At 71.7% G+C, this 12,314-nt stretch carries 10 protein-coding genes; 5 read left to right on the forward strand and 5 right to left on the reverse strand.

The window, feature by feature from the left end; genetic code table 11:
• Nucleotides 1–14: 14 nt before the first annotated feature.
• Genes ACZ562_RS16470 through ACZ562_RS16490 form a run of 5 tightly spaced genes read left to right on the forward strand, consistent with a single transcriptional unit; the run spans nt 15 to nt 7,273 of the window.
• Complete coding sequence (locus ACZ562_RS16470; RefSeq protein ID WP_471178971.1) at nt 15–1,127, forward strand: hypothetical protein; 1,113 nt, start codon at nt 15–17, stop codon at nt 1,125–1,127.
• Nucleotides 1,124–5,101, forward strand: a complete 3,978-nt coding sequence (gene eccCb, locus ACZ562_RS16475; protein ID WP_471178973.1) for a type VII secretion protein EccCb — start codon at nt 1,124–1,126, stop codon at nt 5,099–5,101. The genes ACZ562_RS16470 and eccCb overlap by 4 nt, the downstream gene beginning before the upstream one ends.
• Entirely contained in the window at nt 5,098–6,531 is a 1,434-nt protein-coding gene (locus ACZ562_RS16480) for a DUF6177 family protein (protein WP_471178975.1), read from the forward strand. The genes eccCb and ACZ562_RS16480 overlap by 4 nt, the downstream gene beginning before the upstream one ends.
• A gap of 59 nt (nt 6,532–6,590) precedes the next feature.
• Nucleotides 6,591–6,878, forward strand: coding sequence for a hypothetical protein (locus ACZ562_RS16485; protein ID WP_471178977.1), 288 nt, complete (start codon nt 6,591–6,593; stop codon nt 6,876–6,878).
• Complete coding sequence (locus ACZ562_RS16490; protein WP_471178980.1) at nt 6,875–7,273, forward strand: PIN domain-containing protein; 399 nt, start codon at nt 6,875–6,877, stop codon at nt 7,271–7,273. The genes ACZ562_RS16485 and ACZ562_RS16490 overlap by 4 nt, the downstream gene beginning before the upstream one ends.
• Nucleotides 7,274–7,317: 44 nt before the next feature.
• Here ACZ562_RS16490 and ACZ562_RS16495 read toward each other — a convergent pair whose 3' ends face one another.
• From ACZ562_RS16495 to ACZ562_RS16515, 5 genes are all read right to left on the reverse strand, one after another.
• Nucleotides 7,318–8,769, reverse strand: a complete 1,452-nt coding sequence (locus ACZ562_RS16495; protein ID WP_471178982.1) for a HAMP domain-containing sensor histidine kinase — start codon at nt 8,767–8,769, stop codon at nt 7,318–7,320.
• Complete coding sequence (locus ACZ562_RS16500) at nt 8,766–9,500, reverse strand: response regulator transcription factor (protein WP_471178984.1); 735 nt, start codon at nt 9,498–9,500, stop codon at nt 8,766–8,768. Before ACZ562_RS16500 ends, ACZ562_RS16495 begins: the two co-directional genes overlap by 4 nt.
• Nucleotides 9,501–9,655: 155 nt before the next feature.
• Nucleotides 9,656–9,841: a hypothetical protein gene (locus tag ACZ562_RS16505; protein ID WP_471178987.1), complete on the reverse strand. Its 186-nt coding sequence runs from the start codon at nt 9,839–9,841 to the stop codon at nt 9,656–9,658.
• Nucleotides 9,842–9,880: 39 nt separating this feature from the next.
• Nucleotides 9,881–11,062, reverse strand: a complete 1,182-nt coding sequence (locus ACZ562_RS16510) for a S1C family serine protease (protein WP_471178990.1) — start codon at nt 11,060–11,062, stop codon at nt 9,881–9,883.
• Between the two features lie 143 nt (nt 11,063–11,205).
• Nucleotides 11,206–12,228 carry a LacI family DNA-binding transcriptional regulator gene (locus tag ACZ562_RS16515; RefSeq protein ID WP_471178993.1) on the reverse strand — a complete coding sequence of 341 codons (1,023 nt, stop codon included), beginning with the start codon at nt 12,226–12,228 and terminating at the stop codon, nt 11,206–11,208.
• Nucleotides 12,229–12,314 lie beyond the last annotated feature (86 nt).

Here is a 12,314-nt window from a genome sequence, read left to right on the forward strand (position 1 = left end):
ACGTGGGGGTGAGCATGGCTGGGGGAGAGGACTGGCAGCACCATGTGCTGCGGGAGCTGACGGACGTCGGCCCGGACGGCGGCCCGCCGGGCGTCCCGTCCTCCCCGGCTGATGCGAAGGGGCCTGCCGCCTCGTCTCCCGAGCCGCCGTCGGCCCCCCGTTCAGCACTCCCTCAGCCGCAGGCACCCCGTAGCCCCGCCCCCGCCCGCACCCCCGAATCCGTACCCACCATCGACCCCCGCCTCGCCCTCGCCCTGGGCGGCCCGCAGCACGGCGACTCGCCCGCCCGTCGGGCCGGCGCCTCGCTGCGCAGGCTCACCGCATCGGCCGGCCAGGAAGTCGCCGAACAGACCGGCTTCGCCGAAGAGTTGCAGCAGCCCGTCACCACCGGCCGGGTCATCGCCGTCACCTCGATCCGCGGTGGCGTCGGCAAGTCCACGGTCTCCGCTCTGCTCGGCCGTACCTTCAACCACTACCGGCACGATCCGGTGCTCACCCTGGAGGCCGACGCGGCTCTCGGCACCCTCCCGGTGCGCATGGGCGCGGACACGGTGCGCTGGTCCTGCGGGGATCTCGCCCGCATTCTGACTCCGTCCATGCAGCTCACCGACATCACCGGCTACCTGGTGCCGGTTGCCGACGGTGGCTGGCTGCTGCCCGCGAGCCTGGGACGGGTCGGTGCCCCGCTGGACGTCCGTGCCTACCGGACGGTGACGCTGGCGCTTCGGCGTTACTTCGCGGTGACCGTGGTGGACTGCGAGACGCTGCCCGGCGAGGTGGCGCGCACGGCGATGGACACCGCCCACGCGCGTGTCGTCGTCGCGCCGATGACCGCCGAGGGGGTGAACGGTACGCGGCAAGTCCTGGACTGGCTCGCCCAGTTGCCGCACTCCGCGCTGGCCACCACGGTGGTGGCCCTCAGCGCCGGCGCCCCCGACACCACCCTCGACCAGAAGGCGGCCGCCGCGCATCTGCGCGAACCCGGCGTGCCAGTGATCCCCCTTCCCTACGACCGTCATCTCGCGCAAGGAGGACCCATCCACACCGCCATGCTGGGCCGCAGCACCCGGGACGCGGCCGTCCGTCTGGCAGCCGAGGTGATGCGGCGGGCGGTGCGCGTCCGGTGACCCAGCGGATCGTCCACCGGCCCGCGCGCTCCACCCGCCCGCTCAGCTCCGCCGAGCCCCGCCCCATCGAGGCACCGCCGAACCTCCCGGAAGGAAAGGTCGGCAACGCGGCCACGGCGCTGCTGCCCATGGCCGGTGTCATCAGCTCCGTCGTGATGATGACGGTCATCCGCAACAGCCAGTTCGCCGCCCTCGGTGCGATCGTGCTGGTCGTCGCGCTGCTCGGGGCGGTGGCGCTGTTCCTTTCGCAGCGCGGCAAGGCCCAGCGCACCCGGCGGGTGCAGCGTGAGCGGTATCTGGAGTACCTGGAGGGACTGCGTGAGGAACTGGGCACCGTCGAGCGGGAGCGGCGGCACGCGGCCCGCGAGCTGAACCCGCCCCCGGCGGCGCTGTACGACCTCATCAGGGACCCTGCGCGGCTGTGGGAGCGCCGTCGCCAGGACGCCGACTTCCTGCAGGTGCGGGCGGGCACCGGGGACGTACCGGCGGTGGAGCTGACCGTCGGACAGAACAGTGCCGGCGGTGTCCTCACCCCTCCGGACCCGTTCATGCTCAACGAGGCCCGCGCGCTGCAGAGCCGGTTCGGCACGGCCACGGACTTCCCGCTCACGGTGCCCCTGGACCGGGCCGGGAACGTCAGCATCGTCGGCGACCGCGACGGAGTCCTCCGGGTGGCCCGGACCCTCCTGCTCCAGACGGCCGTGACGCACGCACCGGACGACGTCGCTGTCGCCATCGGCTCGTCCGACGACGCCGAGTGGTCGTGGGCCAAGTGGCTGCCTCACGTCCTCGACTCCCAGGTCTACGACGGTCCGGTCGCCGCCCGACGTATCGCGCCCGACCTCGCGCGGCTCGCCCGGCTGTGCGCTCCCGACCTGCGGCGGCGAGCCTCGTACGCGGCCGAGGTGCGCCGCGGCCTGTCCGGCAGGGACGCGCTGGGGCTGACCGGCCGGCTGCTCGTGGTCAGCGACACGTACGGCGGCACCGCGGCCGAACTGCAGCGCCCGGACTCGGCGATCGCACTGCCGGAGATGGGCGTCACCGTGGTGCATCTGCTGGAACAGCAGGTGCACGAACCCGACCAGGTGAGCGTGCGGATCAGTGTCGACGGGGACCGGGTCGTCGTAGAGGACCTGCGTACTCCCGGTTTCCCCGGGGCGCGAGGCACGTCCGACGCGGTGACCCGCCCCGGTGCCGAGGGGATCGCCCGCATGCTGGCGCCGCTGCGGCTGTCCGCGGAGTCGGCGGCCGAGGGCACACCCGTGTCCGGCCCCGTGGACTTCCCTGCCTTGCTCGGCATCGACGACGCGGCCGCGCTCGACCTGCACCGGCTGTGGGCTCAGCGCAGCGAGCGGGACTTCCTGCGCGTCCCCGTCGGACTGACCGACCGGCATGAGCCGGTGCTGCTGGATCTGAAGGAGTCCTCGCAGCTCGGCATGGGCCCGCACGGGCTCTGCGTGGGCGCCACCGGCTCCGGCAAGAGCGAGCTGCTGCGCACCCTGGTGCTCGCGCTCGCGGCCACCCACTCTCCCGAGAACCTGGCGCTGGTCCTGGTGGACTACAAGGGCGGCGCCACCTTCGCCCCGTTCGCCGAACTCCCGCACGTCGCCGGGGTGATCACGAACCTGGAGAACCAGGCCGGCCTCGTCGAGCGCGTCCACACCAGCCTGGCCGGCGAGGTCAGGCGCCGTCAGCAGGTGCTCAAGAATGCCGGGAACATCGCTGACATCGGCCACTACGCCGTACTGCGGTCCACCGAGCGCCCCGACCTGGAGCCGCTCCCGCACCTCTTCGTGGTCATCGACGAGTTCGGTGAACTCATCACCGCCAAGCCGGACTTCATCGACCTGTTCCTGTCCATCGGCCGCATCGGCCGTTCGGTCGGCGTCCATCTGCTGCTGTCCAGTCAGCGTATCGAGGGCGGCAAACTCAGGGGGCTGGACACCTACCTGTCGTACCGGCTCGGGCTGCGCACCTTCTCCGCCGACGAGTCCCGCACGGTCCTGGACACCACCGACGCCTTTCACCTGCCGCCGGTGCCCGGCTTCGGCTACCTGAAGGTCGACACCTCCACCTACGAGCGGTTCAAGGCGGGTTACGTCTCCGGCGCCTACCGGGGGCCCGCACTGCGCGAGGAACGCGACGAGGAGTCGCTCGCCCGCCCCTACCCGGCGTACAGCACCCCCAGGGAATCGAAGGCGGTGGACGAACCCGTCGCCACCGAGCGGGATACCGGGCCGACCGTGTTGTCCGTCATGGTCGGCCAACTCGCCACGGCCGCACCGCCGGTACGCCGGATCTGGCTGGCCCCGCTGCCTGACGCCATCACCCTGGACGCGGCCGCCGGACCCCTCCGTGCCGACACGGACGGTCTGCGCCTCACCCACGCGGACGGCCCGATGCGCGTTCCGCTCGGCATCCTCGACGACCCGGCCCGCCAGTGGCAGCAGCCGTGGCTGCTGGACCTCACCGTCGCCGGCGGGCACGCGGCCGTCATCGGCGGCCCGCAGTCCGGCAAGACCACGCTCCTGCGCACCCTCGCCCTCTCTCTGGCCCTCACCCACACGCCGTACGACGTCGCCGTCTACGGTCTCGACCTGGTCGGAGGCGGCCTGTCCGCCCTGTCCGGGCTGCCCCACGTCGGGGGCATCGCGGGACGTGCCGACCACGAGCGGGCCGCCCGTACGGTCGCCGAGGTGCGGGCCATGCTGGCACTGCGCGAGGAAGTGTTCCGCGAGCACGGCATCGACTCCGTGGACCAGCTGCGCCGGCTTCGCGCACAGGGCCGACTGCCCGAGCTGGGCGCCACCGACGTCGTGCTGCTCATCGACGGATTCGGCGCCCTGCGCGAGGAGTTCGCCGGCCTGGACGATGCGGTGGCCGAGCTGCTCAGGCGCGGCGGCGGCTACGGTATCCACGTCGTCGCCGGCATGCTGCGCTGGAACGACGTCCGCATCGCCACCCAGTCGATGTTCGGCACCCGCATCGAGCTGCGCCTCAACGATCCCGCCGACTCCTCCATCGACCGCAGGCTCTCCGAGACCCTCGCCCCCGACGTGCCGGGCCGGGGCCTGACCGACGCCAAGCTGTTCGCCCAGGTCGCGCTGCCCCGTATCGACAACAGGACCGCCGACGAAGACCTGGGCCCCGCGCTCGAACGCACCGCCCGCACCGTCCGCGCCTCCTGGCACGGCGAACCCGCCCCGCCCGTACGGGTGCTGCCCACCCGGCTGCCCGCCGCCAAGCTCCCGTCATCGGCGGCCGAACCGGCGAAGATCCCCGTCGGACTCGACCAGGACGCCCTCGCGCCGGTCCTGCTCGACCTCTTCGGCACCGACCAGCACCTGCTGATCCTCGGCGACAACGAATGCGGCAAGACGAATCTGCTGAAGCTGATCGCCGCCCAGCTCGTCGAGCGGCACGGAGACAAGGAACTCGTCTTCGGCGTCTACGATCCGCGCCGTGGCTTGCGCGGGGCGGTCCCCGAGCCCTACCGGGGCGGATACGCCCACAACGCCAAGCTCGCCGCCGCCCTGTCCACCGGCATCGCGGCCGAACTGGACAAGCGTCTGCCGGAGACGGCCGACCCGGATGCCCTCACCGACGAGCCGGCCTTCACCGGACCGAGGATCGTGATCCTGGTCGACGACTACGACATCCTCACCACGGCCGGACAGCAGCCGCTGGCCCCCTTCCTGCCGTACATCTCCTTCGCCCAGGACATCGGCCTGCACTTCGTCATCGCCCGCCGCAGCGCCGGCGCGTCCCGCGCTCTCTACGAGCCCGTGCTGACCACTCTGCGCGAGGCCGGCACCGCCGCTCTCGTCATGACGGGCGATCGCACCGAAGGCCAGCTGTTCCCAGGCCTGTATCCGTCCCAGCAGCCGCCGGGACGCGGGATGCTCGTCCGGCGGGGGCGGCCGCACCAGCTGGTCCAGACCGGCCTCGCCGCCGGAGAGGCCGATCAAGAGTGACCAAGGACGTCATCGCCCTGACTCCCAGGATGCCGGACCTGCGCACCGTGCTCGCGGGTCTCTACGCCGGGGGACCGGACCTCGGCGTCGGCACCCTGGCCGACGGCGCGGTCGTACAGCTCTGCGCCCCCGACGGCCGCCCTCTGGTCTCGGTGGAGGCGCCCGTCCTCGTCCAGGTTCCCGGTGAGACGGCCCGGCTGCTGGAGCACGCGGTCGAGGAAGGGCCGGTGTGGTGGACCGAGGCCCGCGCAACCACCGCGGTCGCCGAGGCCGGCCGCCTCGCCGGCTCGTTCGCCGGACGACTGGCCACTGTGCTCGGCGGCACGGTCTGGCCGCCGGAGGCCGCGACCACCGATGTGGTGCCCCTCACCACGGGCGTTTCCGCCGTTCCCGTCCAGGCGCCCGCCACCCCCGCGATCGACGTCCTCACCAGCAGGGCGGCCGTGGTCATCCAGGACCGTCCGCTGGTCGCCATGACCAGCTGGCTCTCCGACGCCCTGCGCACCGCGACCGCCACCGACCGCGCCCTGCAGATCGTCACTCCGCCCACCGCACGTCTCACCCTGCCCACCCGCACGGCCCTGCACGGCCTGCCCAACCGCTGGGTCGTCCAGGATCCCGAGCACGGCTACTACGACGGACTGTCGGGCGCCGTCCTCCACTGGAAGAACGGAACCTTCACCCCCGTACGCGACCGCAACGGCACCACCTCGGTGGCCCAGGCGTTCGCCGACGGCGCCGACACCGGTGATCGGCAGCTCATTCTGACCTTGCGCACCCGCCATGACGCCGAGGAGGACCTCGTCCTCGGACGCGCACCGGAAGCTGTCTTCCGGCACCTGACCGGCGCCCCGCCCGCGGGCTGGGGCACCGCCGAGCCGGTCAGCCTCCCATGGTCCACGCGTGAGCTGACCGACCTGGCCCGCGGCCGTGCGCCCCGGCCCACCTGGCTCATCGCCGTCGGACACCCCGACCGTCCGGCCCTCGCCACCGTCCGCGTGCTGCGGACACCGGCCGGCGTCGAGGAGGACATCACCATGGCCTTCGGATACGGCACGGACGAAGCACCGCCTCTGAGCGCGATCCAGCTCCTCGCCGGAGCACTCGCCGCCGACCACGGTCTCGTCACCCTGCTCACCTCCCTGCGCCCGGCGCGCCGCGACCTGACGGTTCCTCCGCACGTCGAAGCCCCACCGGTTCCGGTGGCGTTCACGCTCGGCGGTGACGAGAGCGACGCCGCCGGCCGTAGCCGCGCCGGGTACCCTCCGACCTGCCCCACGTCCGTCCCGCTCGGCCGCGCCCTGCACTACGACCTGGGTGACGGCAGCCGACCCGAGTCGTGGGACCGGTTCCGGGACCTTGTCCGGCATCTTCGCCCGGCCGGGGACGTCAGGACGCCGACGGAGTCCGGTCGCCCGGCCGGTCCGTGACCTCCTGTCCGGCGGCCTGGGCGTCGGTCAGCTGGGGATGGCGGGGCTATGGTGGGACTATGGCAGAGAACACGACCATCCAGGTGTCCCGACGGGCCCGCGACCATCTCGCCCAGGTCGCCAAGGAGCGCGGGATGACCCTGGGACAGCTCGTCGAGCAGCTGGCCTCGGAGCAGCCCACCGCGCAGCAGATCGCCGAGCGGGTGTCGGCCGACCGGCAGGTTGTCCGCGATGTGATCGGCGTCGACATCAGCGACGAGGAGTTCGATCAGGCGCCCGACGTGCTCGGCAACATTTACAAGATCGCGGCCGAGAAGGTCCGGCAAGCGCGGGGTGCGGCTGCGTGATCATTCTCGACACCGGTGCCACCCGTGCCCTCGCGGACGGTCACAAGACGTTGAACCTTCTCGCGGGGAACATGGCACGCACTCCGGGTGACGTCCTCCGGATCCCCGCTCTCTGCCTCATGCAGGCGGAGTCGGAGGACGCGGAGGCAGCGCGGCGGGTGCTCGCGTTCTCTTCAGTCGTCGTCGACGACCTGAACACGGTTGCGTCGGTCACCATCGGCACCATGATCCGGGACGGCTACGGCGGCGCGCACATCTGTCACGCCTTGTACTGCGCGCTGCCGCGCCCAGAGTTCACAGGAATGTCGATCCTGCTCACGGACCGGGAACAGGCCTATCCACCCGGCGTGGTCACCGTCGACATCGACTCCCCGGGCATGCTCGGCTTTCTGTGACTCCGTCCCGCAGGCGGCACCTTCGCCTGGCCACCCGCCCGGGCCTACTGCGTCCCGGGTGGCGGGGTCGGTGCCCCCGGCAGCCGTATCGTCGCGATCGTGCCGCCTCCCTCGGCCTGCCTCAGGAACACCTCGCCGCCGGCCTGCCGGACCGTACGCGCCACGATCGACAGCCCCAGGCCGGAGCCGGGCAGCGCGCGGGCGCCCGGTGAGCGCCAGAAGCGGTCGAAGACGTGGGGGAGTTCCTCGGCGGGGATGCCGGGGCCGTGGTCGCGCACGGTGAGCACACCGCCGGTGAGCCGCACCTCGATCGTGCCGCCGTCCGGGCTGAACTTCACCGCGTTGTCCAGGATGTTGACGACCGCGCGCTCCAGGGCGGAGGGTTCCGCCCGTACGTACCAGGGCTGGACGTCGGCCGTGATCGTCAGCTCCGGCCCACGGAGCCGGGCCCGGCGCAGGGCCGCCTCGACGGTGTCCTCCAGCGAGATCACCTGCACGCGCTCACCCCGCTGCCCCTCCGAACGGGACAGCTCCTGCAGATCGCCGATGAGAGCGGCCAGTTCGGTCATCTGCGCCTTGACCGAGGCGAGCAGCGCCTTGCGGTCGGCGGCGGGGAGGGGACGGCCGGTCTCCTCGCTGCGGGTGAGGAGTTCGATGTTCGTGCGCAACGACGTCAGGGGCGTACGGAGTTCGTGGCCCGCGTCCGCGATGAGCTGCTGTTGCAGCTCGCGGGAGCTGGCCAGGGACGACGTCATCGAGTTGAAGGAGCGGGAGAGGCGGGCGACTTCGTCCTCACTGTCGTCCTCCACGGGGATGCGGATGCCCAGGTCTTCGGTGCGGGCGACGTGCTCGACGGCTTCCGTGAGCTTGTCGACGGGGCGGAGACCGGCACGGGCGACCGCCAGACCGGCTGCGCCGGCGCCGATCACTCCGATGCCGGAGACGAGGAGGAGGATGAGGGCGAGGTCGCTGAGCGTGTTCTGGGTTTCCTTGAGAGACACGCCCACCATCAGCGCGGTGTCGGGGTAGGCCTGCTCGCCGGGTCCGATGCCCTGAGCGACGGCCGAGGTCCGTACCCGTACGTCCTTGCCCTCGGTGTCCGTGCTGTTGTGGAAACTGCGCACACCCAGGGCGGGGTCCGCCGCCGTCTCCTCGTCATGGGCCGTGGCCTTCACGACCCCCGCGGAATCGCTGAAGACGCAGACGGTGCCGTCCGACGTGACTATCTGTACGTAGTAGTCCCTGGGCCGCATGCTGTCGGAGGAGTCGCTCACCTCCTTCGGGCAGGCGGCCAGCAGCGCCGTGACCTGCTCTTCCTTCAGCCGGAAGCCAGCGGTGTCGAGCTGCCTGTCGACCTGGTCGTACAACTTCCCCTGCACGATGAACCAGCAGGTCACCGAAACCGCAGCCACCGCGAACGCCACCGCCGCGGCGACCAGCATCGCCAGCCGGGACCGGATGGGCAGGGAGCGGAACCGGCGTACGAACACGCTCACTCCGTGCCGCCCTGGCGCAGCACGTACCCCACACCCCGCACCGTGTGCACGAGCCGCGGTTCGCCGGCCGCCTCGGTCTTGCGGCGGAGGTACATGACGTACACGTCGAGGGAGTTGGACGAGGGCTCGAAGTCGAAGCCCCACACCGCCTTGAGGATCTGCTCACGGGTGAGGACCTGGCGCGGGTGGGCCATGAACATCTCCAGGAGCGTGAACTCCGTACGGGTCAGTTCCACCGGTCGGCCGCCTCGCGTCACTTCCCGCGTCGCCAGGTCCATCCGCAGGTCGGAGAAGCTCAGTGCCTCGTCCTCCTCGACAGCGTTCGTCACCGCCGCCGCGTAGGAGCTGCGGCGCAGCAGCGCGCGTACGCGGGCGAAGAGTTCGTCGAGCTCGAAGGGCTTGACGAGGTAGTCGTCGGCGCCCGCGTCGAGGCCGGTCACCCGGTCACCGACGGTGTCGCGGGCCGTCAGCATCAGGATCGGGGTCGTCGTGCCCGCGCCGCGCATCCGGCGGGCGGCCGTCAGGCCGTCCATGCGGGGCATCTGGATGTCGAGGACCACCAGGTCGGGCCGGTACGCGGTGGCCTTCTCCAGCGCGTCCGCGCCGTCCGCGGCGACCTCCGTGTCGTACCCCTCGAAGGCGAGGCTGCGCTGGAGTGCTTCGCGCACCGCGGGCTCGTCGTCGACGATCAGGATGCGCTGGGGGTCACGGTCGCCATCGGCGGGGCTCATGGGTTTTCGGGTTCCTCGGGTGCGGTGGGACGGCAGGCGGGCTGAACGCATTCAGCCTCGCATGATTCCCGGCTGGGGCGTAGGAAGAGCCGGGTGAGAGGGGGGAGGGGAGGCGTGGGGAGGGGGAAGGGGGAGGGAGGAGGGGGACGGGCAGGTCAGGCGCGTACTGCGGTACGGCGGCGGGTGCGGGCGGCGGCCGTGCCGCGGCGGCCCGGCGTGCGGGGCACCGCAACCTCCGGCGCCCGCGGCACCGGAGCGTGCAACTCGTACGCCGCCTCAAGGGCCAGGGCGAACCCGGCCGGGTCGGTGCCGGCCACCGTGTGCGAAACCTGCTTGATCATGACGTGCTCCCTACTGGTTCGGTGCTGGTCAGGGGTGGTTCAGCTGTCGGAACCGCCGGCCCGCAGTGTGCTCAGGTCGGACTTGACGGTGTTGATCGGGATGGCGAAGCCCAGGCCGACGCTGCCGGCGCCGGAGGACGAGTCCGAACTGGCGGAGTACATCGCGGAGTTGATGCCGATGATGTTGCCGTTCATGTCGATCAGGGCACCGCCCGAGTTGCCGGGGTTGAGCGAGGCGTCCGTCTGGAGCGCCTTGTACGTGGTGGTCGAGGAACCCGTGTCGCCGTTGAACTGCCGGCCGCCGAACTCGAACGGCCACTGGCCGTTGCCGCCGCCCTGGCCCTGCCCCTGGTTCTCGTCGGTCGAGACGGTCACGTCACGGTTCAGTGCGGAGACGATGCCGCTGGTGACCGTGCCGGTCAGGCCCTCGGGGGAGCCGATCGCCACGACGGTGTCGCCGACCTGCACGCCGTCGGAGTTGCCGAGGGTGGCCGCCTTCAGCCCGGAGGCGTTCTCCAGCTTGATCAGAGCGGCGTCCATCTTGCTGTCGGTGCCGACGACCTTCGCCGTGTACTCCTTGCCGTCGCTGGTCTTCACCTTGATCGACGACGCGCCTGAGACGACGTGGTTGTTGGTGATGATCTCGCCGTCGCCGGTGATGATCACGCCGGAGCCGGTGGACTCACCGGAGTTCGAGGTGGCGTTGATCTCGACGATGCTCGGGCTGACCGCCGTGGCGATCGCGGCGATGTCCCCCTTCTTGCTGGAGGGCACCACGCTGGTGCCGGTGCTGCTGGTGGCGACGGTGTCCTGCCCGGTCAGCTCCTGGACCGCGTAGGCGGTGCCGCCGCCGATGGCCGCGGCGATGATCGCCACGGCGGCGAGCAGGGCGACGGGGCCCCGGGTGCGCTTCTTCCTCGGCGCCGGCTCGGCCGGGACCGCGGTGAGGAGAGCCGTACCGCCGTTGCCGTCACCGCCGTACGCGGCGCCGGCGCCCTCGGCGGGGAAACCGGCCGGAGCGGCGGTGTGGGAGGCCTGCGAGTGCCGGACCGTGGTGCCCGGCTCCACGGTGACCGGCTGCGCGGGCTCGTTCGCCGGCGGAGGCGGCCACTCGGGGTTCACGGGGGAGGAGGCGTGCTGCTGCTGGGGGTACGCGGCTTGCCGCCGGTCGCCCTGGTAGGGGTGTTCGTACTCGCCGCTGCGGCGGAAGCTCTCGGTCATGGAACAGAGCTTGTCCGCCGACGATGAGAGCTCCCTGAGTGCTCCCTGAGAAGCCCGGCAGAACCTCGTATGCCCGTTGTGAAGATGGTTCTCGCGGCTCGGCGAGCTCTCTCAGACAACCCTCAGAAAGGCCCCCGGCGCGGTCACTCGCAGCCGCAGGACCTGCGGGGCACCAGCCGTGACGGGAACACCTTCAGCCGCTCGCGCCGCGATCCGGCCACCCGCAGCCCGTCGTCGAGGACGAGGTCGACCGCGGCCCGGGCCATCGCCGAGCGGTCCGAGGCGATCGTGGTCAGCGGCGGGTCGGCGAGCGCCGCCTCCTTGATGTCGTCGAAGCCGGCCACGGCCAGTTCCCCCGGCACGTCGATGCGCAGTTCGCGGGCCGCGCGCAGCAGGCCGATCGCCTGGTCGTCGGTGGAGCAGAAGACCGCGGGCGGACGCTCGGGCCCGGAGAGGAATTCCAGGGCGACCTGGTAGGCGTCGTAGCGGTTGTAGGGGGCTTCGAAGAGCCGGCCCTCCGTCGGGACCCCGGCTTCCCGCATGGCGCGCCGCCAGCCCTCGACGTGGTCGGAGACGGGGTCGCCGACCGCCGGGGTCTCCGCGGTGCCGCCCATACAGGCGACGTACTCGTAGCCGTGCTCCAGGAGGTGGCGGACGGCGAGGTACGCGCCGCCCAGGTCGTCGGTGACGACGGCGACGTCGTCGATGGCCTCGGGCCGCTCGTGGAGGAGGACGACCCGGGCGTCCCAGGCCTCGATCTCGGCGGCGGCGAGGTCGTTCAGCGCGTGGCTGACGAGGATGAGCCCGGAGACCCGCATGCCCAGGAAGGCCCGCAGATAGTGGACCTCGCGCTCGCCGACATAGTCGGAGTTGCCGACGAGCACCATCTTTCCGCGCTCGGACGCGGCCTGTTCGACCGCGTGCGCCATCTCCCCGAAGAAGGGCTGGCGCGCGTCCGGCACGATCAGGCCTATGAGGTCCGTACGCCGCGAGGCCATGGCCTGGGCGACCCGGTCGGGCCGGTACCCCAGTTCCTTGATCGCGGCGAGGACACGCTCGCGCGTGGCCGGGGCGACCGGCCGGGGTCCGTTGTTGATGACATAGCTGACTACGGCGGTGGAAGTACCCGCCAATCGTGCTACGTCGTCCCGAGTCACCTTGGCCACGCGCGGAGTCTACGCGGATGGACCCGCTCTGGGCAGGGCGTAAAGGTGCGGATCATGGTTCCGGGAGGAGCCGTACCTCACATCCG

Source organism: Streptomyces sp. NPDC040410 (assembly GCF_055595715.1).